At 55.3% G+C, this 25489-nt stretch carries 25 protein-coding genes and 1 pseudogene; 8 read left to right on the top strand and 18 right to left on the bottom strand.

Annotation, left to right across the window (positions count from 1 at the left end):
- Positions 1–22 precede the first annotated feature (22 nt).
- The 9 genes from prfB to MKZ35_RS11340 all read right to left on the bottom strand — a co-directional run bounded on the left by prfB (position 23) and on the right by MKZ35_RS11340 (position 8793).
- Positions 23–1100 (bottom strand): peptide chain release factor 2 gene (prfB, locus tag MKZ35_RS11380; protein ID WP_482513403.1). Its coding sequence is split into 2 segments (ribosomal slippage): positions 23–1048 and positions 1050–1100, totalling 1077 coding nucleotides; the frame shifts between segments, so codons are not numbered across the junction.
- 118 nt (positions 1101–1218) lie between these two features.
- On the bottom strand, positions 1219–2283 hold the full coding sequence (locus tag MKZ35_RS11375; RefSeq protein ID WP_482513402.1) for a branched-chain amino acid aminotransferase: 1065 nt from the start codon (positions 2281–2283) through the stop codon (positions 1219–1221).
- A 183-nt stretch (positions 2284–2466) separates the two neighbouring features.
- A complete protein-coding gene (locus MKZ35_RS11370; RefSeq protein WP_482513401.1) occupies positions 2467–3015 on the bottom strand; it encodes a cob(I)yrinic acid a,c-diamide adenosyltransferase in 549 nt (182 codons plus the stop codon).
- 76 nt (positions 3016–3091) lie between these two features.
- The gene (locus tag MKZ35_RS11365; RefSeq protein ID WP_482513400.1) at positions 3092–3820 is read right to left on the bottom strand and encodes an ABC transporter ATP-binding protein; all 729 of its coding nucleotides are present in this window, start codon (positions 3818–3820) and stop codon (positions 3092–3094) included.
- 15 nt (positions 3821–3835) lie between these two features.
- On the bottom strand, positions 3836–5815 hold the full coding sequence (locus MKZ35_RS11360; protein WP_482513399.1) for a hypothetical protein: 1980 nt from the start codon (positions 5813–5815) through the stop codon (positions 3836–3838).
- The gene (locus tag MKZ35_RS11355) at positions 5745–6890 is read right to left on the bottom strand and encodes a hypothetical protein (RefSeq protein WP_482513398.1); all 1146 of its coding nucleotides are present in this window, start codon (positions 6888–6890) and stop codon (positions 5745–5747) included. Before MKZ35_RS11355 ends, MKZ35_RS11360 begins: the two co-directional genes overlap by 71 nt.
- Positions 6891–6896: 6 nt before the next feature.
- Positions 6897–7184: an Asp-tRNA(Asn)/Glu-tRNA(Gln) amidotransferase subunit GatC gene (gene gatC, locus MKZ35_RS11350; RefSeq protein ID WP_084446469.1), complete on the bottom strand. Its 288-nt coding sequence runs from the start codon at positions 7182–7184 to the stop codon at positions 6897–6899.
- Between the two features lie 29 nt (positions 7185–7213).
- Positions 7214–8095, bottom strand: coding sequence for a lysophospholipid acyltransferase family protein (locus tag MKZ35_RS11345; RefSeq protein WP_482513397.1), 882 nt, complete (start codon positions 8093–8095; stop codon positions 7214–7216).
- A gap of 101 nt (positions 8096–8196) precedes the next feature.
- Positions 8197–8793, bottom strand: a complete 597-nt coding sequence (locus tag MKZ35_RS11340; RefSeq protein WP_482513396.1) for an NUDIX domain-containing protein — start codon at positions 8791–8793, stop codon at positions 8197–8199.
- A gap of 416 nt (positions 8794–9209) precedes the next feature.
- Between MKZ35_RS11340 and MKZ35_RS11335 the strand changes: the two genes are divergently transcribed.
- Together MKZ35_RS11335 and MKZ35_RS11330 are read left to right on the top strand one after the other, a co-directional pair.
- Positions 9210–9455: a hypothetical protein gene (locus MKZ35_RS11335; protein ID WP_482513395.1), complete on the top strand. Its 246-nt coding sequence runs from the start codon at positions 9210–9212 to the stop codon at positions 9453–9455.
- Between the two features lie 110 nt (positions 9456–9565).
- A complete protein-coding gene (locus MKZ35_RS11330; RefSeq protein WP_482514736.1) occupies positions 9566–10168 on the top strand; it encodes a ribonuclease HII in 603 nt (200 codons plus the stop codon).
- 102 nt (positions 10169–10270) lie between these two features.
- On the opposite strand, the gene MKZ35_RS11325 is transcribed toward MKZ35_RS11330, so the two are convergent.
- The 3 genes from MKZ35_RS11325 to MKZ35_RS11315 form a co-directional block, all read right to left on the bottom strand.
- The gene (locus tag MKZ35_RS11325) at positions 10271–10717 is read right to left on the bottom strand and encodes a response regulator (protein WP_482513394.1); all 447 of its coding nucleotides are present in this window, start codon (positions 10715–10717) and stop codon (positions 10271–10273) included.
- Positions 10718–10782: 65 nt separating this feature from the next.
- On the bottom strand, positions 10783–12315 hold the full coding sequence (locus MKZ35_RS11320) for a sensor histidine kinase (protein WP_482513393.1): 1533 nt from the start codon (positions 12313–12315) through the stop codon (positions 10783–10785).
- 21 nt (positions 12316–12336) lie between these two features.
- Positions 12337–12717, bottom strand: a complete 381-nt coding sequence (locus tag MKZ35_RS11315) for a CZB domain-containing protein (protein ID WP_482513392.1) — start codon at positions 12715–12717, stop codon at positions 12337–12339.
- Positions 12718–12933: 216 nt separating this feature from the next.
- Between MKZ35_RS11315 and gcvT the strand changes: the two genes are divergently transcribed.
- On the top strand, positions 12934–14037 hold the full coding sequence (gene gcvT / locus MKZ35_RS11310) for a glycine cleavage system aminomethyltransferase GcvT (RefSeq protein ID WP_482514735.1): 1104 nt from the start codon (positions 12934–12936) through the stop codon (positions 14035–14037).
- A 136-nt stretch (positions 14038–14173) separates the two neighbouring features.
- On the top strand, positions 14174–14887 hold the full coding sequence (locus MKZ35_RS11305; RefSeq protein WP_482513391.1) for a 2-phosphosulfolactate phosphatase: 714 nt from the start codon (positions 14174–14176) through the stop codon (positions 14885–14887).
- Between the two features lie 110 nt (positions 14888–14997).
- Here MKZ35_RS11305 and MKZ35_RS11300 read toward each other — a convergent pair whose 3' ends face one another.
- On the bottom strand, positions 14998–15324 hold the full coding sequence (locus MKZ35_RS11300) for a nucleotide pyrophosphohydrolase (RefSeq protein WP_482513390.1): 327 nt from the start codon (positions 15322–15324) through the stop codon (positions 14998–15000).
- Positions 15325–15434: 110 nt separating this feature from the next.
- Here MKZ35_RS11300 and MKZ35_RS11295 point away from each other — a divergent pair, with 110 nt between their 5' ends.
- On the top strand, positions 15435–16319 hold the full coding sequence (locus MKZ35_RS11295) for a transposase (RefSeq protein ID WP_482511702.1): 885 nt from the start codon (positions 15435–15437) through the stop codon (positions 16317–16319).
- A gap of 115 nt (positions 16320–16434) precedes the next feature.
- Here MKZ35_RS11295 and dtd read toward each other — a convergent pair.
- Positions 16435–16883 (bottom strand): annotated as a pseudogene (gene dtd, locus MKZ35_RS11290) (D-aminoacyl-tRNA deacylase).
- 152 nt (positions 16884–17035) lie between these two features.
- Here dtd and MKZ35_RS11285 point away from each other — a divergent pair.
- Positions 17036–18556: a hypothetical protein gene (locus MKZ35_RS11285; RefSeq protein WP_482513389.1), complete on the top strand. Its 1521-nt coding sequence runs from the start codon at positions 17036–17038 to the stop codon at positions 18554–18556.
- 173 nt (positions 18557–18729) lie between these two features.
- On the opposite strand, the gene mltG is transcribed toward MKZ35_RS11285, so the two are convergent.
- Genes mltG through MKZ35_RS11265 form a run of 4 tightly spaced genes read right to left on the bottom strand, consistent with a single transcriptional unit; the run spans position 18730 to position 22149 of the window.
- Complete coding sequence (gene mltG, locus MKZ35_RS11280) at positions 18730–19806, bottom strand: endolytic transglycosylase MltG (RefSeq protein ID WP_482513388.1); 1077 nt, start codon at positions 19804–19806, stop codon at positions 18730–18732.
- Positions 19807–19843: 37 nt separating this feature from the next.
- Positions 19844–20146, bottom strand: coding sequence for a hypothetical protein (locus MKZ35_RS11275; protein WP_482513387.1), 303 nt, complete (start codon positions 20144–20146; stop codon positions 19844–19846).
- Positions 20107–20622, bottom strand: a complete 516-nt coding sequence (locus MKZ35_RS11270; protein WP_482513386.1) for a class I SAM-dependent methyltransferase — start codon at positions 20620–20622, stop codon at positions 20107–20109. Before MKZ35_RS11270 ends, MKZ35_RS11275 begins: the two co-directional genes overlap by 40 nt.
- A gap of 39 nt (positions 20623–20661) precedes the next feature.
- Positions 20662–22149, bottom strand: coding sequence for a helix-turn-helix domain-containing protein (locus MKZ35_RS11265; RefSeq protein ID WP_482513385.1), 1488 nt, complete (start codon positions 22147–22149; stop codon positions 20662–20664).
- Between the two features lie 180 nt (positions 22150–22329).
- Between MKZ35_RS11265 and aceB the strand changes: the two genes are divergently transcribed.
- Positions 22330–23958: a malate synthase A gene (aceB, locus tag MKZ35_RS11260; RefSeq protein WP_482513384.1), complete on the top strand. Its 1629-nt coding sequence runs from the start codon at positions 22330–22332 to the stop codon at positions 23956–23958.
- 221 nt (positions 23959–24179) lie between these two features.
- Positions 24180–25466: an isocitrate lyase gene (gene aceA, locus MKZ35_RS11255; RefSeq protein WP_482513383.1), complete on the top strand. Its 1287-nt coding sequence runs from the start codon at positions 24180–24182 to the stop codon at positions 25464–25466.
- The last annotated feature ends 23 nt before the right edge of the window (positions 25467–25489 follow it).

The raw sequence follows: 25489 nt of genomic DNA, 5'->3' as shown, positions 1-25489 counted from the left end.
GGGCTTTTTTGTGCACTGTGGCTTAGCTCTGCATCAGGAAGCCCTTGATATACTCATCTAGGTCGCCATCCAATACATTCTGCACGTCGGTGCGCTCTATGCCGGTGCGCAGGTCCTTGATGAGCTTATAGGGATGCAACACGTAGTTGCGGATCTGGGAGCCGAAGTCGATGCGCTTTTTGCCAGCTTCTACTTTGTCGCGCTCCACGTTGCGCTTGTCGATTTCAATCTGGTAGAGGCGCGATTTCAGCATACGTAGGGCGTGCTCCTTGTTCATAAGCTGGCTGCGCTCAATCTGACATTCGATGATGATGCCGGACGGAGCGTGCTTGAGGCGCACAGCCGTTTCAACTTTGTTCACATTTTGCCCCCCAGCACCCCCGGCCCGGTAGGTATCCCAGGTAATGTCGGCCGGATTTATCTGAATGTTGATCGTGTCATCAACCACAGGGTAGGCAAACACGGAGGCAAAGGACGTGTGACGCCGACCGCTGGAGTCGAAAGGGGACATACGCACCAGTCGGTGCACGCCAATCTCGCTTTTGAGGTAGCCGTAAGCAAAGTCGCCGCTGATTTCTATGGAGGCAGACTTGATGCCGCCACCTTCGCCAGGCTGGTAACTTACCTGCCGAACGTCAAACTTGTGCTTTTCGCCCCACATGATATACATGCGCATGAGCATTTCAGCCCAGTCCTGGCTTTCGGTGCCCCCGGCGCCGGGGTTGATGTCGATGATGGCGGAAAGCTGGTCTTCCTCATCGGAGAGCATACGCTTAAATTCCAGCTCCTCCACAGCTTTTTGGGTTGTATCGAACTCGCGCTGCATTTCCTGCTCGGTGGCTTCGCCCTCGCGGTAGAAGTCGAACAGAACTTCGGTGTCGGCTACGGAGTTGGCTACGGCCTCATAGTCATCGGTCCAGACCTTAATCGACTTGATGTCTTTCAGAATGGCCTCCGCTTTTTTGGAGTCATCCCAGAAATCGGAAGCTGTGGTTTGCTCCTCAGCGGCTTCTATTTGGGCTTTGCGGTTATCGTAGTCAAAGATACCTCCTCAGGGCCTCAGCGCGGCCCTTCAATTCCTTAACCTGATCTTGGGTCATGTGGGAACAGAAAAATGGATACTAATTAGGAAAGCGGCAAAGGTCCGCAAAATAAAGCGGTCAGCCTGAGAGTAGGCTGACCGCTTCAATAATAAGCTGTAACTAACTGACCAGCGTGTTATACGCTTACCATCCAGCCGTGAGTATCGGCTGCATGGCCGTTGCGAATGGCATCCAACGTCTTAGAAACACGTTTGGAGATGGACTCGGGGCTGATGGGGGGCAAATTGTAGTCTTGGTCACGGTAGCCGATGGTGGCAATAGGCGCGATGGTGGCCGCCGTGCCTACCCCAAACGCTTCCTGCAAGGTGCCAGCTGCCTGCGCTTTCAGAATCTCATCAATGGAAATCTTGCGCTCTTCTACAGGTAAGTTCCAGTCACGAGCTATCTGCAGAACGCTTTTGCGCGTGATGCCGTCCAGAATAGAAGTACTGAGAGCAGGCGTAACAATACGGCCATTGATGACAAACATCACGTTCATGGTGCCCGATTCCTCTATGAAGCGATGCTCCGAAGCATCGGTCCATAGTAATTGGTGGTAGCCCTCCTGGTTAGCCTTTTTGGTGGGCAGCATGGAAGCTCCGTAGTTGCCGGCCGCTTTTGCGTAGCCTGCACCGCCTTCAGCCGAGCGAACAAACTTTTCTTCAAACCGAACCCGCAGTGGCTTATTATAATACAAGCCCACAGGGCAGGTAAAAATCATAAAGCGGTAGGAGTTGGAAGGACGTACGCCCACGAAGCCATCGGTGGCAAACATAAACGGGCGGATGTACAGCGCACTGCCCGGTCCGTCAGGAATCCAGTCTGAGTCAAGACGCACGAGCTGGGTGAGGCCCTGCATAAACAGCTCCTCGGGCAGAGTTGGCATGCACATGCGTTCGGCCGAGGCATTGAGGCGGTGAAAGTTGTCGAGGGGGCGAAACAGGGCTACTTCGCCGTCGGCGTTTTTGTACGCTTTCATGCCCTCAAAAATAGCTTGGCCATAGTGCAGAGCGGAGTTGGCAGGGCTGACCGCCATATCACCATAAGGCACGATCTGCGGCTCCTGCCACTCGCCGTCGTGGTAGTCTACCGCGAACATATGGTCGGAGAAAATCTTGCCGAACTCGAGCGTACTGGCATCAAGATTCGACAGGCGAGAAGCGGTGGTGCGCTGCGTCCGAATGGTCAAGGTATCAAGCATAGGGTGGAGGATAGAATGGGTGGGTAAGGTATCAAACGGCAGACTGGGGTGGGCAGTTGCCGCCGCTCGGGGTACAAAGATACACGAAGATCAAACCACCATCGGGAAGGCTCAGCCGGCAGCCATTAGGAGGGTTTTGGTAATGAAGCTAACTATAATTGCCCCCCAAATAAGTTCACGACATTAAAGCCGCGCTTTCCAGGTTACTTCTTCAGCGCCAAGCTCTTGGGCCATCTTTCGGCTCAGCACAAACAGATAGTCAGACAGCCGATTGAGGTACATAACAACCAGCTCGGCCACGAAAGATTCCTCGCTGAGGTGAATAGCCAGCCGCTCGGCGCGCCGACACACGCAGCGCGCCACATGGGCATACGATACCGCTACGTGGCCGCCGGGCAGAATGAAGGCATGCAGCTCGGGCAGCTGCTCATTCATGCGGTCCATCTCGCTTTCCAGCAGCAGCACATCCTCCTCGTGCAGGTCAGGAATTTTCATCTTCGACTTCTCCGGATCGGAGGCCAAAGAGGCGCCGATGGTGAAGAGGCGGTCTTGAATTTCCTTGAGCAGGTCGCGGCGGGGGGCATTTATTTCCTGGTCGCGGACCAAACCGATATAGGAATTCAGCTCATCCACGGTGCCGTAGCTTTCAATGCGCAGACTGGCCTTCGAAACACGAGTGCCGCCGATAAGTGAGGTAAGTCCTTTATCGCCGGTTTTGGTATAAATTTTCATTCTTTTCAATCAACAGTAGCGCGACTAGCAATGCCCCTATAAGGATGCTGGGGGGCAAATTGTTGCCTGCTTGTTGCTACTTGTTCATTGTCAACTGGTTGTGGTGGGTGGCAATGTCGGTGTTTACTGTGTCCGACTCTACCAGCCCGTCGCGCAGACGCACGATACGGTGGGCATAGCGGGCTATGTCCTCTTCGTGCGTCACCATGATGATGGTGTGCCCTTTGGCATAAAGTGCCTCGAACAGATCCATGATTTCGTGGCTCGTTTTGGTGTCGAGGTTACCGGTGGGTTCGTCGGCCAGCAGGATGCTGGGGTTGTTGACCAATGCGCGGGCAATAGCTACCCGCTGGCGCTGACCGCCCGAAAGCTCATTGGGGCGGTGCTTGGCACGAGTGTCAAGACCTACGCTCCGCAACGAATCCATCGCTTTTTCTTCCCGGTCGCGCTTGTTGTAACCGGCGTAGATGAGCGGCAGGGCCACATTATCCAGGGAGCTGGCGCGGGGCAACAGGTTAAAGGTTTGGAAGACGAAGCCGATTTCCTTGTTCCGCACCTCCGCCAACTGGTTGTCCGACATCCGGCTTACATCCTGACCATTAAGGATATATGTGCCATCGGTGGGCGTATCCAGGCAGCCGACGATGTTCATCAGCGTCGATTTGCCGGAGCCCGAAGGCCCCATGAAGGCTACGTATTCGCCGCGCTGAATGCTGATCGTGACGGACCGTAGCGCGTGGATACGCTCGGCGCCCATCTGATAAATTTTGGAAATGCCAGTGGTTTCAATGACAGGAGGTAGCATGAGCAGCGAGGCAGGTTAGTTCCAGGGAGCAAGAGCAGCGGCCTGAGCGGCGCGCTGCGCTTCGTATTGACTACGAAAGGTAGCATATTCCGTCGGGGCGAGCAACGTGCGCAATTTCTCAAGCGAAGTCTCTGCGTAAGGTGCTAATCCTGCCTGCACAGCCGCCAATACATAAGCCTTTAACAAAGGCGTTGATTCAGGATTATAGTCCAATCCTTTGAGCAGCACATCATAAGCTTTAGCATACTCACGCTGCCGACCGTAAAAGTCAGCTGCTGCCAATATACCCTCAGTCAGGTAGGGTGCTTCCTGCACAAGCTTTGCGTAAAGACGCGCTGCATTGGTGGGCTTGTCGGCAAGCGTAGCCTGAAAATACAGGCGGTAGGGCTGATGGTGGGGGGCAAAATAGGCCGTGCTTGCCAACTGACGGAGGTTGGCGGGCTGCTTGGCTTGTACATAAAATTTACCTCGTAGCACGTTCCAGTCGGAAGCCGCCGCGGTTTTTGTGGTTGGGAAAGGCGCATGCCGCTGTAAAGTGGCACGCACCGCTTCCAGATTACCAGCGGCTAACACGCGCGACAACTGAGCCAGCAAAGCCACTTGCCGTGCTATAGGCGTAGCAATTGCCTCGGCTGCGGTGAGCAGCGCCATCGGATTGGCCTCCGCTGCTCCTTTAACTACTATGTACTGGGCTTTTATAGAATCAGGCGCTGACGGATACTGGGTTGTTACATCCAGAGCAAGAAGGCGCCGTAACCGCTGGCCCCGCCGAGCTAACGCGGGGTTCGAGTCGCGGGCAGCTACGGCGGCCTGAGTTTGAGCTGAATCAGGTTGACCTGCCAAGGCAAAAGCGTACGCGCGTGGCAAGGCGACTTCGGTAAAGCCATTGCGGGCAGCTTCCGCAAAATACATGGCTGCCGTAGCATAAAGGTCTTGATCGAGTAGCCACATTGCCCGCACTTGCTGGTAGTAAGCTGCGCTGGGTGAGTTGCCAATGAGCAAAGGAAGCAGTGTTTCCTGCCCTGCCACTGGTCGGCCGCCGTAGTATTGCGTTAAGGCGCGCAGAAAGGTCAGCTGCTCTGAATAAACCTCATTGCCAGGGCGGCTGCCTGCCTGGGTAAGAACCGGTAGCAGCGTGGTGTCGCGGGCAGCTAGCCGGTGCAGGCCGGCATGGTAAAGACGGCCAAACTCGGCAGCGCTCAGGTTTTGGGTAGTATCAGCAGGTATGAGGTTTGCGGTAGCTTCTTTGTCGCCTGTAAGCTGAGCTAAAAGCAGCGCGTTGCTTTGCAAAGCCACATCATCCGTTTGGGGGGCATTTTCTTGCAAAAAGTCCTGAGCTGCTTTCAATTCCTGATTCTGCACCAGAAAGGCCAGCTGGTTGGCCCGCACTACGGCGTTATCGGGCGATAGCGCGGCGGCCCGTTGCTGATAAAAAAGGATAGAGTCGGTTAGGGCAGAGCGGGAGTACAGCTGGGCCAGGTCGTTAGCCAGCCGGGCGCTCTGGGGGGCATTTTTGATGCCTTCCTGCAGGGTTTTCTGCCGGTCGAAGAAGTCAGTAGGCTCGTTGAATAAAGCGGCCAGCCGCAGGGATATTTTTTCGGAAGGCGCACGACTTAATGCTCTACGCAGCGCATTAATTTCATTTTGCCGCTGGCTGCGAAACCGATAAAGCGCTGCCCGGCCCATGCTGGCGCGGTGGTTGAAGCGGTCGTACACGTCGCTCTCGGCGTAGTAGCGCTCAGACAGAAGGGCCAAGCCATCATTAGTAGGGTCTTCCTCGCTTTGCAGGCGGCTCAAGTCGCCAAGGTTGTTGTAGAAAGCCGCCCGGACTTGGTTGAGCACAAAGAAGTTATTGCGCATGGACACAATTCCCAATGCCCCAATCCCGATGACATACACGGTATAGAACGGCAGCCGCCGCGGCTCATACACCACGCGGTACACGCGCAGCCGCTGCCGGATAAGTGGCGCGAAATTGAGTAAAACGTACAGCAAAAAGCCCCCCGCAGGTCAGTAGTGCCAATGCCGTAAAATCGCGACCAGCAGTGAGTAGCGGGTCATTCGCCGTAGCCAGCGCATAGCCCAAGCTGCCAGCGGCCAACGCCACCAGTACCAGGTAAATATGCGCCGCACCCGGCCAGTAACCAACCCACGCACCATAGGTAGCCGCCCGACGCCGCAGCCCCAGCCAACCTACCAGCACTGCCGGCAACAGCAGCAAGTAGGGGTCCAAACGGACGTTAGGAAGAATCAGAACCTCGCCGTCGTTCAGGTAATACATTAGCAGCGTGCCTAAGTAGAGCCCACTAGCCAGCAAAAATGGCAGCAAGCCAAACCGGCTGCCCGGATTTTCAGCCTGCGTATTTAGCCACAAAAGGCCGTGAATGTTCTCAAATGCTACCCATAACACCAGCAGGGCAAAAACCACTGCTCCGCTGATGGTAGCGTAACTAGCCAAGTGAAGGGCGGTAAAAGCAGGGGAGAAGTTGCTCTGCAGAATGAGAATAGCACTCAGTGCACCCACCAATACCGCAAACGTGAGCAGCCGCTGCCCGAGGGTAGCCGCAGGCCAGAAGGCGTGAAAAACAAAGGCTGGAAGCCCCAGCAGGGCCAACGCCAGCACCAGAAAATACTGCTGCAGAGGGTCAAATACGCCGAGCAGATCGGCATTGAGCGACATCAGCAGGAAGATAACCAGCGCCATGCCCACGACGAAAGCTGGGCGGGCCAAGGTAGTTACCACAGCCAGAAAATACACTAAGCAAACCGCTAGCATCCCCAGCCAGGCCATAGCCGCTTCGGGCTGTACATAGGGCCCGGCCACATCATAGGTCTGCGTGACGAGGTAGCCATTGAGACGCACAGCCAACTCATCGAGGCCGATTTTGAGAGGTGTGAGCGTGGTGGGGACGGGCGTGAGCTGGGGCACCGTAACCACCGGTAAGGTCCGCTCAGCGCCGGTGAAGTGCTGAAATAACGCCAGCCCTATGGCCAGCAACGCCACTATGCCTAGAAGTAGTAGGGCAATACGCCGGCGCGGCGCGGGCGGCAAAGCAAGGGAAGTAGGCACCAACGGTTATTCCAGCACTTTGGGAACGCGGAAGTAGTCTGAGTCTTTGCGCGGCGCGTTGCGCAAACCATCCTGATGATTGATGGTGTTCTGGGCTTCGTCAGGGCGTAAGACGTTGATTTCCTGGGATAAATGCACCAGCGGCTCCACGTCGGTGGTGTCAAGCTCGCGCAGCTCAGCTACCCAATCCAGAATTTTATTCAGGTCGCCGAGCATTTCCTGCTCCTTAGTGGCGTCGAACTCAAGGCGGGCCAGATGGGCAAGTTGGCGCAGGGTGGCAAGGTCAGTACTCACTTTGTTAATGAAGAATTGGGAATGAAGAATTACGAATTGGGGAGGCTGAATTCGGCGTTGCCATTAGCGTTCGGCCTTGTGCTGGAAAGCGGCTGGGGGGCTTTTTCAGCTGCTTCTGATTTGCCGGCGCGCAAAAACGGCCGGGGCGAAGGTTCAGGATGACCAGCTGCATCGGGGTGAAACTCGCTGGCGATAATAGCGAATGCGCGCTGCTTGAGCGTTTCCACGTCAGCCAGCGTCATACCCTGGGTCGGAATTGGGTCGTGGAGGACGATGCGCAAGGGCGAATAGCGTACCCGCAACGGGCCATCCAGATCAGGCAAAAAACGATGATTGAGCGGCATCGAAACGGGCACTATAGGCACGCCAGCGGTAATAGCGAGTTGAAACGCGCCGTCCTTGAAAGGCACCATCTCCTCACCGGGCTTCTTGGAAATAGTGCCCTCCGGAAAAATAATGATGGAGCGGCCCTGTGCTAGTCCAGCCCGCGCCTGCACGATGGCGCGACCCCGGCTCATGGCGCTTTCGCGGTTTACGGTGATGTATACGCGCCCAAATAATGGCCCCCAGAACGGCACCTTCGCCAAATCGCTTTTGCCCATAATGTTCACAAAACCAGGTATGGCCTTAAACAACATAGGAATATCAATGTAGGAGCTGTGGTTGGCCACGTACACGCAGGGCTGAGTGGGGGGCAATTGGTTTCTGCGCACCACTTCCACGGGCATGCCCCACATTCGGATCGAGATAATAGACCAGCTCCGATTGAACGTGTGCAGGTGTCGATACCACGCGGGCCGCCGCCCCAGCACCCATTGCGCCGGATACGTGACCACGAAGGGCATCACAAACCAGAACGTGCTCCAGGTAGTGTACAGCCGATGTCCGAGAAAACGCAGCAAGTCACGCATAGCGCAAATTTAGGAGATAGGAGTTAGAAGTGAGGAGCCAGGAGCAAACGAAAGGCAGCAAGTACGAATATCAGGAATAGAAGCCAAAGCTTTTCCGAATCCTAACTCCTCACTTCTAGCTCCTGCCTCGCCGCCAATACTTTTTCTGCCTTAAGCAAACCAGCTACGCTGATGGCATCGGTGATACGGTCATCCATCACCATCTGAATGGCTTCGGCTAAGGGTAACTTCCAGAGGCGCAGGTCTTCGGTTTCCTCGGGCTCCACATTGCCCTGGGCAAGCTCTTCGGCCAGAAAAATGAAGCCTTCTTCGTCTGTAACCGAGTTGGAGGTATGAATGCGGGAAATAGTAGTCCAGCGCTCAGCAAGCAACCCTGTCTCTTCGCGCAACTCCCGCCGCGCCGATTCTAGCACGTCCAGCTCAATTGGTCCGCCGCCCATCGGGATTTCCCAGGAGTATTCATTCAGCGTGTAGCGGTATTGGCCCACCAGCCACGTATTGCCATCCGCATCGAGCGGCACAATGCCAATGGCCTTGTTTTTCATGCTCACCACTCCATAAATCCCCCGGCCGCCGCCAGGGTTTATTACCTGGTCTTCGCGCACCGTAATCCACGGGTTTTGGTACTGTAGCGCGGTGCTGATTACTTGCCAGGGATTATGATTCGGGTCGAAATCGGAGGGTGCGGAGTGCGGCATGAGATAGTAAAGCGATAAAGGATAAGAAGCACAAAGGTAAGGCGCAGGCCGAAGAGAGACCAACCAAGACATCCGTCGGGGTAAAGAGTAGGTTGGGCGAGTGGTAGCCGGAGTTGGTCCAAAACCTTTCGGTTAAATGGCTGGTTGATAATACATTTGCATCATAATTATAAGTACCTGCGGGGAGAGGTTGTGGAAAGGAAGAATCTTCTCGCGGCGCGCCGATCGGACCTAGGAGTAGGGTGAATAATAATAGCCCATCGACGCACAAAAAAGCCCATTGCATTATGCAGTGGGCTTTTTTGTGTTTAAGATGATTTTGGAGATAGGCAGAATAGTACACTAACCTCGGGTGCCAGATGCCCGTACCAAGTAATAGCTGCCCGCTTACATCCCGGGTAGTCCTTTATATTTTTATGGCTAATCAACCCAAAAAGCAAGCAGCTCAGCCCCAGCCCGGCGACCCGCTTTTCAACCTCAAGCACGCGCAAGCCGAAGCTGAACTAGCGCTGAAAACCGGCGGCCTCGGCCCACTCACCAACGAGTACATCACCACTGACGAAGACGCAGCCCTGGACGAAGGTCCCCGCGACAGCCAGGGTTTCCGGCGCGGCGAAAATGATGCTCCCGTTATCGGCAGCAACGCCGGCGACCACAAATAACCTGTTCTGTCCTTCGGCAGAAACATAATTCATTACATAAAAAGGCTTTCCCCGCGGCGCTGCCAGCCGTAGGGAAAGCCTTTTCTGTGGGTACGGATGCTATAAGCAGCATCGAGGTCTTATTTTCGCGGCTACTATGCTCCTTATTTCCCACACGCACTGAGCCTCTCGAAGCTGGCCTCGACGAAGCCGGCCGGGGTTGCCTGGCCGGACCGGTGTTTGCGGCGGCCGTTATTTTGCCCCCCAGCTTCACTTCAGCTTTCCTCAACGACTCCAAACAAATGACGGCTCGTCGCCGCGAGTTAGTGAAGGCCGAAATATGCGCAGGCGCGGTAGCATGGGCCGTGGCCGAAGCCTCACCCACTGAAATTGCCAGTATCAACATTGCGCAGGCCAGCTACTTAGCCATGCACCGGGCGGTGGCAGCGCTGCCCGTGGTGCCACCGCACCTGATCGTGGATGGTAACCGATTTCGGCCCTATCCGGGTATTGAGCATACCTGCTTTGTGGCCGGCGATGGGCGCTATGCCAGTATCGCGGCTGCTTCGGTGCTGGCCAAAACATTTCGGGATGAGCGAATGCGGGCCTTAGCGGCGGTGTTTCCGGAATATGGTTGGGAGCAAAACGCCGGTTACCCCACCAAAACGCACCGTGATGCCATTCGCAAATATGGCCCCACGGAACATCATCGGATGGGCTTCCGCCTGCTGTGAAACGGCGAGATGGTGAGCGGTGAAATGGTGAGTTGGACGTTCTGGCTGCACCATGTAACGCATTATGTGGCTTTAGAACGTCCAACTCACCATTTCACCGCTTTACCCTTTCATCTGAAGCAAATCCAGAAAGAGGCTAAACCCATCGACCGTTGTGGCGCCTTCTCCAAATTTGTCGAAGCTTAGAGGTTTAATAATGTAGCCACTTACGGCCAGCTCGCGGGCTTTGAGGCGGTCGGCTTCGAGGTCGGAGGTGGTCATGATGAACACATTTAGCGCCACAAACTCGGGGTCGGAGCGAAGGGCTTCGAGCAGCTCCAAGCCATTCATGCGGGGCATGTTAATGTCGAGCATCACCACGTTGGGCTTGGCAATTTTATCTTGCCCATTCTCGCCGCGCAGCAAATTAAGCGCCTCACGGCCGTTGCGGGCCAGGTGAAGCGGCACATCGATGTTGTGCTTACGCAATTCGCGCTGCACGTTCATAACATCCATCTGGTCATCTTCAACGAGCAGGATACTAGGGGTAGTAGTGGTTTCAGTCGACATAGAACACAGAAACTAAAGCGGGAAGACAGACTCGTTTCTGGCTCCCTATACGACTGGGGGGCAAATTAGGCCAACCGTACGCTGGTCTCGACAGAACGGCCCGCCTCTGTCACAGCCAATTTAGGCCAGGTGAACGTGAATGTAGCTCCCTGGCCTTCAGTCGATTCTATCTTAATGGTGCCACCCTGACGCTCCACTATCTTCTTCACAATGGCCAAGCCAACGCCCGTGCTTTCGAGCGTATCGCGGTCCGTAAGGGTCTGAAAAATCACGAATATCCGCTCATGGTACTCTGGGTCGATGCCCGGCCCATCGTCGGCAATGGAGAAAGTGTACTGTTGGCGGTCTTCGCGGCAACTGATGCGCACGGTGCCCGTACCGGGGTGGTCGTGGTATTTAAAGGCGTTGCTGATCAGGTTGGTAAACACCTGCTGTAGCTGCACCCGATTGGTAATAAGGGTAGGCAGATATGTGGGTAGCTCAACTCGAAACCCAGCGGGCGGCGCCAGCGAATCCACAATTTCAGTGAGCAGCTCGCGCACATTTACCCGCTCCTGGGCCTGGGTCGTGCTGCCTACCCTAGCCAGCTCCAAGATGCCGTTAATCAGGTTTTCCATGCGATGCACGCGGGTTCGCATCAGCTGTAGAAACTCGTGAATGTGCTCAGGCAGCTCCTGGCCCATGTCCTCCTCAATCCAGCGGGAAGCACTCTCAATGCCACGCAAGGGAGCTTTCAGGTCGTGCGAAACGACGTAAGCAAACTGGTCCAGCTCTTTATTGCGCCGCTCCAGCTGCGTAATAGTCGAGCCAATGGTGCGCGCCATAACGTTGAGCGAGGTTACCAGCTCACTCAGTTCATCATGGTCATTATCCTGTAGCTGACTCTGATAATTGCCCCCCGCCACGCGGCTCGATAGATCCAGCATCATGGCGATGCGCCCGGCTAATAAGCGACTGATATAGGTGGCCCATACCAGGCCCATAGTGATGGCAATGATAGTAAGCGAAACCGACAGCATGCGGGTTTGCTGAATACTATCGGTTAGCTTTTCCCGGCGCTCGGTGCGAGCGGCCAGCTCGTCGTCCTCAAAGCCCTCAAACAATGACCGAATCTGGTCCATGAGCTGCTTACCCGTGAGGCCTTCCGCCAGCAGTTTATGCTCCAGCCCTTCGAGGGCCACTTGGTCGGGGTTGCGACGCAGGGCCTCGCGCTTCTCACTGATCATCAGATGGGAATAGGATGCCCACTGCTGAAACAAGTGCTGAGCGCGCTCCAGGCGGCCGCGCTGGGGGCTGTCGGGGGGCATTTGCTGGCGCAGATTCACGAAGCGGCCCAGCAGGTTACGCTCCCCCACATGGTAAGGCTCCAGCATGGCTTCGTTGCCCACCAGCATATAGCCCCGAAAGCCCGTTTCCATATCAATGATGTTGCGGAGCAGGGTGGTGGCTTCTTCCGTCCGCAGCTGCGACTCTTCCACCCGCAACGAGTTGCGCAGCACTTTGCGTGACAGCTGGTAATTGATGATTACCACCGCCGCGAACAGGACCGAAATGGCCAGAAAGCCGGCGAAGAGTTTGGTAGAAAGCTTGAGCTTCATGCGAGGCGGTAAGAAAAGAAACTACCGGCCCAGGCCTGGGCTTTCGGTGCGCAGCTTCTGCTCCATAGTGCGCAGCAGGCGCATAATTTCGTCAACGTATCCTTGTACGGAGGCTAGGCCGGCAATGGCTTGCTCTACCTTGCCGGCCTGGTGCAGATCAAGTAAGCGGTTGGCTTCCTGATGAATCTGCTGGTGTACTTTGTCCAGCTCGCGGCTTTCGGGCAGGTGGGCATAGGGGCCCAGAGCCCGTTCCCGAATCCAGACGCCGAGCGCGCACAATTGCGCATCCCGAATAGGCGCCTCAACTATACCGCTACCATAAAGGGCCGAGCGGAGCTTTGATTTGAACAGCAGGTGCCGGACCTGCGCCATTTCAAAGTCCTGTTTTAAATCTTCGTGCATAGAAACCTTGCCCATGAAGTGTCAAAAGTATCATTGGGCTGATAAAAACTGTCCGTGGAGATGCTCCGACCAACGAGAAAAACGGGTCCATTGTTCACGCGTTTGGCGCCCCGTGTACTATAACTCAAAGGTAGCAGGCGCAGTTAAGTAGCCCAGCCGCGAGAATTGGCTAGTTTTGCCCCCCAGAACCCACCCACGTACCTCACTCATTTCCTGATGGCCGAAGACCTCAAAACCGTTACCCTCAACGACGTACACCAGCAGCTGGGGGCCAAAATGGTGCCCTTCGCGGGCTACAACATGCCCGTGCGCTACTCTTCCGACCTCGACGAGCACCACACGGTGCGTCGGGCCGTCGGTATTTTCGACGTATCCCACATGGGCGAATTTCGGGTGCGCGGCTCCAAAGCCCTCGACCTGATTCAGCGCGTAACCAGCAACGACGCCAGCAAGCTCGTGGACGGCAAAGCCCAATACGCCTGCCTGCCCAACAATGAAGGTGGCATCGTGGACGATTTGCTCGTATATCGCTTAGCTGATAATGATTATTTGCTGGTGGTAAATGCCTCCAACATTGATAAAGACTGGAACTGGATCAGCCAGCACAACACGGAGGGCGTGGAGATGGAAAACATCTCGGACCAGATCAGTCTGTTTGCCGTGCAAGGCCCCAAAGCGGCGGCCGCGCTGCAAAGCCTGACCGACGTGGATCTGGGGGGCATTCCGTACTACTCTTTCGTGCAGGGCACATTTGCTGGTGCTCCCAATGTCATTATCTCGGCTACTGGCTACACCGGCGCAGGCGGCTTCGAGCTGTATGTGCCCAATGAAAGCGCCCGCGAAGTGTGGGAGAAAATCATGGCCGCCGGCAAAGATTTTGGTATAAAGCCCATCGGTCTGGGTGCCCGCGACACGCTCCGCCTCGAAATGGGCTATTGCCTCTACGGCAACGACATCGACGACGCTACTTCGCCCCTGGAGGCTGGCCTGGGTTGGGTAACTAAGTTTACCAAAGACTTCACCAACGCCGAAAACCTCAAAAAGCAGAAGGAGCAAGGCGTGAGCCGCAAGCTGGTTGGCTTTCTGATGGATAGCGGCGGCATTCCGCGCAGCCACTACGAGCTGGTAGACGAGGCTGGAACCAAGATTGGCGAAGTAACTTCCGGTACCCAGTCGCCATCGTTAGGCAAAGGTGTTGGCTTGGGGTATGTAAAAACGGAGCTCAGCACGCCCGGCAGCAAAGTTTTCGTGCAAGTGCGCGGCAAAAACCTGCCCGCTACGGTCGTGAAGCTGCCTTTCGTAAAAGGCACCGAGGAGTAAGAATTATACAGAAAGAACGTCATGCAGAGCGACAGCGAAGCATCTCGCTCGCGGTAGTGGGATTACTAATCCTGCATCAGCACGCGAGATGCTTCGCTTTGCTCTGCATGACGTTCTGATTTATGAATAAATACCAATGCCTACTCTCGACGTTTGCCTTTCGCCTGAGCTATTGCCGCTGTATAATCTGCGTGGGAAGGTGGCCGTAGTGGTCGACATTTTGCGCGCTACTTCCTCGATGGTTACGGCGCTGGCGGCGGGCGTTACGCACATCGTGCCGGTAGCGGAGCTGGCAGAGTGCCAGGCTTTTGCCCCCCAGGGCTACCTCACCGCCGCTGAGCGCGACGGCGTGCAGGTGGAAGGCGTCGATTTGGGTAATTCGCCCTTTGGCTACCTCGATGGCAAAGTATCGGTGCAGAATCGCGCTGTAGCTATCACGACTACCAACGGCACCCGCGCCATCCACCTCTCCCTGGACGCTGATGCTGTGGTGCTGGGGGCCTTTTTGAATCTGGAAGCGGTAGTCAATTTCCTGCGCCAGCAGCAGAAGGATGTGATTGTCGTGTGTGCCGGCTGGAAAGGAATGTTCAATTTGGAAGATACCCTTTACGGTGGCGCTTTGGCCGAACGTCTGGCCAACGACTTCGACACCAGCAGCAGTGACGCCACACTAGCCGCCCTGCATCTATGGCAAATCGCCAAATCCGACCTCGCGGGCTACCTGCTCCAATCAGCCCACGTACGCCGCCTCAATAGCTTGGAGGTAAATCAGGATATGGAATTCTGTATTCGCCTCGATGAGTACAACATCGTGCCCATTTGGCAGGAAGGCCGAATCGTGGCGGCCTAGCTAGTAGCGCGGAAATCTGTTCCGCGTCGAGCAACGCGAGAGTCTGGCGTAGGCTAATGGCTGCAAGCGCGTGGATTCGCGCTGCGCGCGACGCGGAACGGATTTCCGCGCTACTTTAACTTCTCATTATCGTGGTGACGCGTGGCGTCGCGCATAGTTTTCTTCTCTAGGTTCTTCGCCAGCGCTTCAGTTAGATTAACGCCGGTTTGATTCGCTAAGCAAATCACCACGAACAGCACATCGGCCAGCTCGTCGGCCAGCACTTTGTCTTTGTCGGATTCTTTGAACGACTGTTCGCCGTACTGACGGGCAATGATACGGGCCACTTCGCCCACTTCTTCCGTGAGCATGGCCATGTTGGTCAGCTCGTTGAAATATCGCACCCCCGTGGTCTGAATCCAGGTATCGACGGTTTGTTGGGCTTCTTCGATGGTCATAAGAGGGAAGGTAGAGTTGTAAAAGATGGGTGGCTTTTGGCGATATAGTAGATTTTTTATTATTTGATAATCAGTAGCTTGTGGGCATTAACAGTTCTTTTCATTTTTGTATGGCTTTCAGCATCTACCACAACCTGCGAACGGACAACCAATACAAAGCGGCAACCGGGCTAACTCAAGTTCAGTTCGACCAGCTTTACGAGCTATTCGCGCCTTTTTATGAACCCAAAATTCCGCAACCCTACCTAAAATCAAACCCGGTTTTAACCGATACACGCGAAGCCTTATTTTTTATTCTGCACTACTATAAAGCCTATCCCACGCTGCATAATATGGCCATCTACTTCGGCTTTTCTGAATTTGCGGTGAGCCAGTATTTAGAGCGACTAAAACCGTGTTTAAAAGCAGCTTTGCAAGCACAAGGCCTGACACAACGCGTTTTATTTACCAAGCAGACGCAATTTGACGACCTCTTCGCGGGTATCGACGATTTAGTCATTGACGTAACCGAAGTTCCGATTGAACGGGCTGCTAATCAGCAGCTTCAGGAGGAATTTTATAGTGGTAAAAAAAGGCACACCCTGAAATGGTTGCTCATCTGCTCGCTCAGCGGCCGGCTGTTGTGGATCAGCAAAGCCTATAGTGGCCGAACGCATGACTTCACTATTTTCAAAGAAATTTTCGCACATATAACCTTAAAAAACTATCGGATTCATGTGGATGCAGGCTTTGTGGGTATTAAAAAATTTATTAACTGCAAGTATGTTTTTATTCCTTTTAAGGCGCGAAAAAATCATCCACTCACGCCACTCGAACGTCTTATTAATCAGGTGTTGGCTCCACTTCGCGTCGTGGTGGAGAATGTCATTGCACGACTCAAATCGTTTTTCGTGCTTCGTACAACCAACCGGATGAGAAAAAAGGAAAAGCTAACCGATGCCTTCGCTTTGTGCGCCGAAGTAGCACATTTCAAGAATATCTGCTCAATCTGCTGATTATCAAATAATAAAAACTCTAGTAGAGACACACCATTTTGTGTCTCGTCGTTGAACAACTGTCGACTGCAACGACGAGACACAAAATGGTGTGTCTCTACATGCTGTAATGTTTTCAACTGGGCGGCGAGTCCAGCACGAGGGTCACTGGGCCATCGTTGAGCAAGCTTACCTGCATATCCGCCCCAAACTCGCCCGTGGGCACGGGCTGGCCCAGCAGGCTTTCTACTTGCCGCACAAACTGCTGATAGAGCGTGTCGGCAACTGGAGGCGGGGCGGCGCCTATGTAGCTGGGGCGGTTGCCTTTGCGGGCATCGGCGAGCAGCGTGAACTGGCTTACGACTAATATTTGCCCCCAGTGTCCTGCACGCTGCGGTTCATTTTGCCTTCCTCATCGGAGAAGATGCGCAGCTGCACGAGCTTGCGCGCCATCCAGTCGAGGGACTTTGTATCATCGTGGGGGGCAAATCCGGCCAAGACCAGCAGTCCCAGCCCAATTTCTCCTACGGTCTGGCCTGCCACTACCACCCGTGCCTCACGCACCCGCTGAACTACTACGCGCATTTTTAAGCAATAAGAAGTATAACGTGGTGTGGTACTACGACTCCAAAGTCGTAGGACCACTATCGTTGAACGGCTCGCATTTGAACAAGTGGTACTACGACTGTTTCTGTCGTAGTACCACTGCAAGTAAACCCTTAATCTTGCCTTCTCAAATGAAAGGGCTTGATTTGGGCCGCTCATCGCTAACGGTTAAATTCCCCTTGAATCAGCGTTCGTTGCTACTTTTCCTGGCTTTACTAGTGGTGGCCGCCATCCGGCTGTACGGATTGGCAGGTGCCGCGCTGCCCGATTACGACTCGGTATACAACTGGCAAATAGTGCAGGAAGTAGCCGTGGGCAACCTAACGCATTTATTTCACCAGGGCGCACCGCTGTTTTATCTGGTTTTCACGCCTTTGGTCTGGCTGGGGGGCAATTTTCACGTTTTACAACACGCCAACGCCTTATTGGCCGTGGTGGCCGTGGGCAGCCTGGCAACATTCGTGGGGCGTGAAGCTCGTCTTTCGGCTTGGCAAACAGCCGGACTAACACTATTCATCGGCACCTCCGTATTCCTGACCTTCTCCGGCCGCGACTTCACTATGAACTCCGGTAATCTGCTGGTGTTTGCCGGCCTGCTCCAGGCTTATTATCATCGCCTGCAAAAGCCCAATCGCCAGACCTTGCTGCGGGCAACTATCTGGCTGATGCTGGGCATAGGCTTTAACTATCGCTTTTTATTTACTGTTCCGATTTTGGTTGCCTTTGAGTTGCTGGCCGCTGATAGCTTATTGCTTCGGCGCGGTAACGTTTGGCGGGTTTTAGCAATCTTAGTTGCGCCTTTTGTAGTGTTGGGCTTGGTGAGCTGGGTGGCTGGTTTACCCTTGCAGCGCCAGTGGCCAGCAGTTTATTATGGCCTCATCATGCGCGGAGAGCCAAACTTGGCCGGTACCGTCGGCATCTTCCGCTTCGACCTGCTCTACTACTTCTATTTCCTGCGCGACTTCGAGTCGCCGCTGGTGCTGCTGACGTTGCTGGTAGCGCCGGTGCTGTGGCGGCGGGAGCTGTTTCAGCATGTGCGGCAGCCTAACCTGGTGCGCTACCTGGCCGTGTGGGGCTATTGCTTCCTGGCCGGCATGTCGCTGCTCATAAAAGCCCCCCGCGGACTCCTGCTGGCCTATGGCGTATTCTATGCGCTAGCCTTCCTAAGTATGCACCGGTTGGTTTCTGGTAAAGCTTTGGGCGCGCTGGTGGTGCTGGCAGTTGGGTTCAATGTGTACCGTATTGAGCGCGAAGTGTATTCGTATGCGCTTACCAACCATCCGCAGGTGGCAGCATGGCTACAAAATCAAAAGGTTGATAAGCTGCTCAGCACGATAGGGCAGGGGGTAGCACCCTTCGCAGCACCAATGTCGGTCAGTGTCGTTACCGATGAAAAACAATTGCCTAGCCTGCGCCGGCAAGGCTACCGATTTGTGCTGCTTGATGCCTACTGGCGCGTAGCCGGCGTGCATCGATTTGATGACTTGCGCCGCCAGCCGGCAGTAGCTGCCTGGCCCGAGTTGCAGCTTACGGCACCCTTGCTTTTCCTGGAACACTCAGAGTACACCGGCCTGACGTATCACCAAACGTTAGCCCGCCAGCAAGCCGCCGCCCGCGACTCCTTTCAGCTACGATTAATTCAGCTTGATTAAGCAAATAGTTGAAGGCTATCAAGAGCGAACGTCACGCAAAGCAGTGCGAAGCATCTCGCGTGCAATCGTATTGTCATGCTGAGCTTGTCGAAGCATCTCTCCCGCTTCGTTGAGTTTACTAACCAGTAGCGATGCTTCGACAAGCTCAGCATGACGTTCTCTTATAAGCAGCCTTACCGCCGAATCTTCAAACTGTCCAGGGTGCGTTGGTAGCGGCGGGCGTTACGGCGGTGTTCGGCATAGGTCGCGGCGAAATCGGAGTAGCCGCTAAAATCGGGACGGGCGCAGAAGAAAAGGTAGTCGTGGGCGGCCGGCTTGAGCACCGCATTCAAGCTCTGCCGATTGGCCGAGGTAATGGGGCCGGGGGGCAACCCTTTGTGCTTGTACGTGTTATAGGGCGAATCTACAAACTTGTCTTTGTTGAGAACGCGCCGCACCCCAAAGTTGCCAATCGCCCACAGCAGCGTCGGGTCGGCCTGCAGGCGCATACCCTGGCGCAGCCGATTGAGATACACACCGGCAATAATGGGCTTATCCTCTGGCTTGGCTGTTTCGCGCTGCACAATGCTGGCCAGTACATGCACCTGCACCGGCGAAAGTCGCAAAGAATCAGCCCGCTTCCGGCGCTCCAGCGTCCAGAACCGACGATGCACGGCTGCTGCAGAATCCAGAAACTGCTCGGCCGAAGTATTCCAAAGCAGGCGGTAGGGGCCCGGCAAAAACATGGTCAGCACCGTAGTTGTGTCGAGCTGATAGCGGCGGCGCAAAAAGCTGTTGTTCTGCAGCAAAGCGCGCACCTTCGCTGAGTCGGCTTCGATCTGAGGAGCAATTTGCCCGACCAGCTGAGGCTTGTATTTGAAAGCGTTCAGCTCAAACGCAACGGTATCCTGTTCGCCGTTAATCAGCTTATCAAGCAGCGCATCATTGCCCAAGCCCCCTTCCAGTCGATACCTGCCAGGCCGCACCTGTCGCGGATACTCCCGATGTTCCGCCAGCCAGGCAAAAGTCTCCGGATTTATGAGCAAATCCTGCCGCCGAATGGAGTCGAGCACCGCCTGAAACGAAGACCCCGTGCGGATATACAAGTAAGCGGGCCCGAAGGGCGAAACGGCCACGTTGGGTTTCCACCATACGCGCCAGGCCGCGTACAGGCCCGCACCACCCGCCACCAAAACCAGCAGTAAAAAAATGCCCCCCAGCCGGCGCCGAAGCCGCGTGAAGGAGTTGGGAGAAGAAGCTACTTTAGTCAAACCTGCTGCTTATCATTCATACACACGACGAAGTTGCCTACGCCGTTTTTTCTGCCTTCGCAACGAGACGTTGCCACACAAAAGTATAGTCATTGGGCGCCGCCTGCTGAATTTGAAACGCTTTTAGGGCTGCGGCCGGCGCTTCGGCGAAAGCTTGTCGTACGGCTGCGGCTGCTTCATTCACGCAGCCCGCTTTTTCCAGCCAGTCATTCAGCGACATAGGCGTGGTGCTACTTACCAAAGACATAGCTTGTGCAGTTAGTCCCGCATCGGTAAGGGCCTGCTGCCACTCAGCGGGCGTCAGGTTGCGGGCGTGCGATGGGTCGCGGAGGGCTTCCACGCGGTTTTGCCATTGACCAACCGTCGGATCGTCATCAGGAATAGTAGTGTCAGCCAGTAGAAAACGCCCCCAGGCATCAATACACGGTTTACTTCAGCCAAAAAGGTCGGCACCGACTGGAAATGGTGGGGCGCAATACGACACGTAACCACGGAGAAGCTAGCCGGCGGAAAAGGCAGCGCCTCTGCCGTGCCTTCCCACCAGCTCACATTCGTAATTCCCTGTTTGGTTTGATTCTGCTCGGCCTGCGCCAGCATTCCCGGCGATACATCCAGCCCCACCACCGACTGTACATGGGGGGCAAATGCCAGCGCCGTGAATCCCGTGCCGGTGGCTACATCCAGTACCGTATCGGTGGGCTGACACGCTGCCTGCGTCAGCAGCCAATCCAGAGAAGAGGCCGTCCAGGAATTCCACTGCGCATTGTAGTGCGATGCCTGACGGTCAAATTGTTCTTTTGCGGAGCTGGGGGGCATTTTCGGAGGTTTGATTGTAAAAGGGGCCTTTACTGCCTTCTACGCGCCATGCACCAGCGCGGCTACCGCCTCAGCAAGTTGCTGCTGCCGCTGTTGGCGCTCAATCTCCACGGGCGGAGCCGAGCGCACCTCACAGTCAGGAATGGGGCACCGCTCACAGGTTTCATTCACGATGCGCAGGGGAATCGCTGGGTCGGCAATAAAGCGGACTTTACGCTTTAGGTTATCATCGCAAAGCAGCCCTACCGTCACGCTCACAGCTGGCTCAGTTGCCGTGGATGCCCGAGCTAAGGTCAGGCAGATATACTCGTTGTCGGTGCCGTAATAGCGGGAGCGCTGGGCGCCAATGGCCACTGTGGGCGCCCCCGGCTTCGCTTGCAGGCGCAGCTCGGCCAAGAGGCGCAACGAAATCCAGCGCCGGCAATAGTGCTCATGCAGCTCATTGCCGTGCGGGTTGTGCAGGCGCGATAGGTGCAGTTCCTTGGTCAGCTCGTAGGGCGCAGTAGCATTTGCTTGGTCGAAGCGCAGGAAAAACAGGCTTTGGAGGCCAAAATGCCGCGGCAGCAAATTGGTCAGGCGCTGCATAAACATCTCCGGCGACACATTATACTTAGTCAGCAAGCCCAGCCAGTGACTTTCATCCCATTTTGCAGCATCAAACAGCTTTTGTACGTCCCGCACCAACGCTTCTTCCTCCATCAGCAGTGCCCCGGCGAAGTAAGACGCCTTGAAGTTGTTCAGGACCTCATCAAAAGAGCGCACCGGGAAGCTGGCATTCACATACGGCCGCTCCCGCAGGTTGAGGTAGTGAAATGCTACTTCTCGCCCAAGCACAAAGGCTTCCTGCGCACTACTTAAACCGGGCCGCAGCAATAATCGGCGGGTTTTGGGCTGAAACACCGACCGCAGCCGACCCAGCGAAGCGTACTCGCCCAGCAGCATGCGATCCAACGAATACCCGTACTTCTCGGTCAGTACGCGCTCCAGCTGCTGTATGTCGAAGGGAGCAGAAGCGTTTAGCTTTTGCTCCACCGTGAAGGTGCGTATATCCTGCTCCAGCTCCTCAAAATAGTTGTCATGCATCTCTTGGTAGGAGCGCAGCGCCGCCAGGAAAAAGTGCTCCTGCCGCATCTCGTAGTTGCGCCCAATCTCAAACAGCGTGCTGATAAAGGCGTTCATTTTAGCCGGTGCATCAGCAATCAGCTCCACAATGCGCATCGGGTCCAGGCCGAACATCTCCAGCGGGAATTCCTTGAGCAAATCTGACTGAAGCAGCTCCGAAATAGGCTCCAGCTTGCGGCTCAGCGTGAGCGAAGTAAGCTGGTCATAGCTCACACCCAGCACTTTGCTTAAGCTCAGAATCTTATCAGCCTTGGGGTACTTCTTGCCTTTTTCAATCTCATTGAGGTACGAAACCGATACATCGCAGGCGCGGGCCATCTCGGCGGGAGTAAGCCCCCGCTCTTGCCGCAGCTCACGAAGCTTTAACCCAAAAATCAATCGTACTATCTGGCCGTGACTCAGCATATCAAAATATATAAGACAGTAAGGATCATTCTTTCTGTCTTGATTCTTCGTGTTGAAAGGTTGACAAATCTACACTTTGTGAGCGATTATTAAATATTAGCGAATATTCGCTTGTTTAATAAAATTCGCTTTACTATGTTTGGTGAGTAGTCCATCCAACTCGCCAAACCACTTTCAGCTATGACTTTCTCCGAGCCACACACATTAGTATCTCCACCTAGGTATCTGGCCCCCGAGCGCGTGAAGGTGCTGGGAGCCTACACGCCAGAGTTTGCCGAGATTTTGACTCCTTCAGCACTGGCTTTTGTAGCCGAGCTGCACCGGCGTTTTGATCGCACACGCCGCGAACTACTGGCTCGTCGGGTGGCGCGCCAACGGGAGTTTGCGGCGGGTAAGCTCCCTGATTTTCTGCCGGAAACCCGTCTGATCCGGGAAAAGCCGTGGACCGTAGCGCCCCTGCCCGCCGATCTGCTCGACCGCCGCGTGGAAATTACCGGGCCCGTGGAGCGGAAGATGATTATCAATGCTCTGAACTCGGGGGCTAAAGTGTTCATGGCCGATCTGGAGGACTCGAACGCTCCTACCTGGGCCAACGTCATTGGGGGGCAAATTAACCTGCGCGATGCGGTGCGCCGCACTATTTCGCTGAACACGCCCACGAAAGAATACCGCCTGAATGAGGAAGTCGCGACGCTCATGGTGCGGCCCCGTGGCTGGCACCTGCTCGAAAAACATGTGTTAGTGGATGGCGAGCCGATTAGCGCCGCGCTGTTTGACTTTGGCCTGTACTTTTTTCATAATGCCCACGAGTTGCTCGCGCGGGGAAGTGGGCCCTATTTCTACCTTCCCAAAATCGAAAGCCATCTGGAGGCCCGGCTGTGGAATGATGTGTTTGGCATTGCTCAATGGTCGCTCAAGATTCCAAAAGGCAGTATCAAAGCCACGGTGCTAATTGAGACGCTGCCCGCCAGCTTTGAGCTAAACGAGATTCTGTATGAGTTGCGCGAGCACTCGGCCGGCCTGAATTGCGGACGTTGGGATTATATCTTCTCCTACATCAAGCGCTTAGGTCTGAATCCTGATTTCCGCCTGCCCGACCGCGCCCAGGTGACCATGACGGTGCCGTTTATGGCCGCTTACTCCCAGCTTGTTATTCAAACCTGCCACCGTCGGGGCGTGCACGCCATTGGAGGCATGGCTGCTCAAATCCCCATCAAGAATGACCCGGAAGCCAATGAGGCCGCGCTGGAGAAAGTACGCCAGGATAAGGTGCGCGAAGCCAAAAACGGCCACGATGGAACCTGGGTGGCGCATCCTGGCTTGGTGCCTGTAGCGCTTGCGGTGTTTGATGAGCTTATGCCCGGTGCCAACCAGATAGAGCGTAAGCGCGAAGACGTGCGGGTAACGGCTACCGACTTAGTGCAAGCGCCGGAAGGCACCATTACGGAGGCCGGTTTGCGGCTTAACATGGATGTGGCTATTCGCTACCTCGAAGCCTGGCTGGGGGGCAATGGCTGCGTGCCGATTTACAATCTGATGGAAGACGCAGCTACAGCCGAGATATCGCGGGCGCAGGTGTGGCAGTGGCTGCATACACCCGACACAACTCTCGCAGACGGCCGCCCCGTCACGCTGGAGCTGTACCGCAGCCTCATCACCGATCAAATAGCGCTGATGCGCAAAGCGGTAGGCGAGGAGCATTTCACGCTAGGGCACTATGAGCAAGCCGCCCGCCTCTTCGACCGCCTCGTGACAAGCAAGGAATTTACCGAGTTTCTGACGCTGCCTGCTTACGAACAGTTGGCGTAAGCTGCAGTGGTACTACGACTCTAAAGTCGTAGTACCACTATCGTTGCTGAAGTTGAAAAAGCCTCCCAGTCGCAGGTTGTTCAACGATAATGGTACTACGAGACCCTTCGGGAAACTCGTAGTACCACCCAAACCCCCTTTTTCCTTTAAAAAACTGGCTTTACAGTCAGCCTGGGCGTGCCATGCCCAATCCCATCGTCACTTTCTAAACCACAACTGCCATGAACAAGCTCGAACGAATCGCCGCTATCGACCACGATTGGACCACAAATCCACGCTGGAAAGGCATTACCCGCCCTTACACTGCCGAAGAGGTAGTGAAGCTGCAAAATTCAATTAAGATTGAGTATTCGTTGGCCTGGCAGGGGGCTGAGCGTTTGTGGCGGCTGTTGCACTCCGAGGAATACGTAGCTGGATTAGGTGCGCTCACCGGCAACCAAGCCGTGCAGGAAGTACAGGCCGGCCTGAACGCCATTTACCTCAGTGGCTGGCAGGTAGCCGCCGATGCCAACGGTGCCGGTCAAATGTATCCTGATCAAAGCCTGTACCCCGCCGACAGCGTGCCCAACGTGGTGAAGCGCATCAATAATGCATTGCTCCGAGCCGACCAGATTCAGAACCTGACGGGTGATGGCAATGTGCATTGGCTGGTGCCCATCGTGGCTGACGCGGAAGCTGGTTTTGGGGGTAATCTGAATGCGTTCGAGCTAATGAAGATGATGATTGAAGCCGGTGCCGCCGGGGTGCATTTCGAGGATCAATTGTCCTCGGCGAAGAAATGCGGGCATCTGGGGGGCAAAGTATTGGTGCCGACTCAGGAAGCCATCAACAAACTGGTTGCCGCCCGCCTGGCTGCCGATGTGCTGGGTGTGCCGACGTTAGTAGTAGCTCGCACCGACGCTGATGCCGCCGACCTCATCACGAGCGACGTAGATGAGCGCGACCAGCCCTTTGTAATTACGGAGGATGGCCGCACCAACGAAGGCTTTTACCGGGTGCGGCCGGGCTTAGCGTCGTGCATTGCCCGCGGCCTGGCCTATGCGCCCTACGCCGATCTGTTGTGGATGGAAACCTCGCACCCCGATCTGGGCCAGGCGCGGCAGTTTGCGAAGGCTATTCATGCCCAGTATCCGGGCAAGCTGCTCGCTTATAACTGCTCGCCGTCCTTCAACTGGGCCAGCAAGCTGAGCGTGGAGCAGATGGAGAGCTTCCGGGAAGAGCTGGCGGCGCTGGGCTACAAGTTTCAGTTTATTACCCTGGCTGGCTTCCATGCCCTGAATACCAGCATGTTTGAGCTCGCCCAAGCGTACCGCGAACGGGGTATGGCCGGCTACTCAGAGTTGCAGGAGCGGGAATTTGTCCTGCAGAAGAAAGGCTTCAAAGCTGTAAAGCACCAGGCTTTTGTGGGTACTGGCTACTTCGATGCCGTCCAAAATGTAGTGTCGGGGGGCAAAACCAGCACAGCCGCCCTGGTTGGCTCAACGGAGGAAGCTCAGTTCTCCATGTAACGCCAAGCTGGAGCTTGGTGCGT

The sequence above is a fragment of the Hymenobacter sp. R533113 genome, assembly GCF_056835965.1.
Note: the sequence above shows the minus strand (reverse complement) of the source record. Positions and strands in the feature narration are given on the sequence as shown.

What these genes read in the sequence shown, in the direction of transcription:
- MKZ35_RS11300 (WP_482513390.1), bottom strand. Translation starts at nt 15,324, where the DNA reads ATGACCATCGAAGAAGCCCAACAAACCGTCGATACCTGGATTCAGACC.
- MKZ35_RS11375 (WP_482513402.1), bottom strand. Translation starts at nt 2,283, where the DNA reads ATGCTTGATACCTTGACCATTCGGACGCAGCGCACCACCGCTTCTCGC.
- MKZ35_RS11305 (WP_482513391.1), top strand. Translation starts at nt 14,174, where the DNA reads ATGCCTACTCTCGACGTTTGCCTTTCGCCTGAGCTATTGCCGCTGTAT.
- MKZ35_RS11370 (WP_482513401.1), bottom strand. Translation starts at nt 3,015, where the DNA reads ATGAAAATTTATACCAAAACCGGCGATAAAGGACTTACCTCACTTATC.
- MKZ35_RS11295 (WP_482511702.1), top strand. Translation starts at nt 15,435, where the DNA reads ATGGCTTTCAGCATCTACCACAACCTGCGAACGGACAACCAATACAAA.
- MKZ35_RS11365 (WP_482513400.1), bottom strand. Translation starts at nt 3,820, where the DNA reads ATGCTACCTCCTGTCATTGAAACCACTGGCATTTCCAAAATTTATCAG.
- gcvT (WP_482514735.1), top strand. Translation starts at nt 12,934, where the DNA reads ATGGCCGAAGACCTCAAAACCGTTACCCTCAACGACGTACACCAGCAG.
- MKZ35_RS11265 (WP_482513385.1), bottom strand. Translation starts at nt 22,149, where the DNA reads ATGCTGAGTCACGGCCAGATAGTACGATTGATTTTTGGGTTAAAGCTT.
- MKZ35_RS11320 (WP_482513393.1), bottom strand. Translation starts at nt 12,315, where the DNA reads ATGAAGCTCAAGCTTTCTACCAAACTCTTCGCCGGCTTTCTGGCCATT.
- MKZ35_RS11270 (WP_482513386.1), bottom strand. Translation starts at nt 20,622, where the DNA reads ATGCCCCCCAGCTCCGCAAAAGAACAATTTGACCGTCAGGCATCGCAC.
- aceB (WP_482513384.1), top strand. Translation starts at nt 22,330, where the DNA reads ATGACTTTCTCCGAGCCACACACATTAGTATCTCCACCTAGGTATCTG.
- aceA (WP_482513383.1), top strand. Translation starts at nt 24,180, where the DNA reads ATGAACAAGCTCGAACGAATCGCCGCTATCGACCACGATTGGACCACA.
- MKZ35_RS11325 (WP_482513394.1), bottom strand. Translation starts at nt 10,717, where the DNA reads ATGTCGACTGAAACCACTACTACCCCTAGTATCCTGCTCGTTGAAGAT.
- MKZ35_RS11335 (WP_482513395.1), top strand. Translation starts at nt 9,210, where the DNA reads ATGGCTAATCAACCCAAAAAGCAAGCAGCTCAGCCCCAGCCCGGCGAC.
- MKZ35_RS11340 (WP_482513396.1), bottom strand. Translation starts at nt 8,793, where the DNA reads ATGCCGCACTCCGCACCCTCCGATTTCGACCCGAATCATAATCCCTGG.
- MKZ35_RS11285 (WP_482513389.1), top strand. Translation starts at nt 17,036, where the DNA reads ATGAAAGGGCTTGATTTGGGCCGCTCATCGCTAACGGTTAAATTCCCC.
- MKZ35_RS11345 (WP_482513397.1), bottom strand. Translation starts at nt 8,095, where the DNA reads ATGCGTGACTTGCTGCGTTTTCTCGGACATCGGCTGTACACTACCTGG.
- MKZ35_RS11315 (WP_482513392.1), bottom strand. Translation starts at nt 12,717, where the DNA reads ATGCACGAAGATTTAAAACAGGACTTTGAAATGGCGCAGGTCCGGCAC.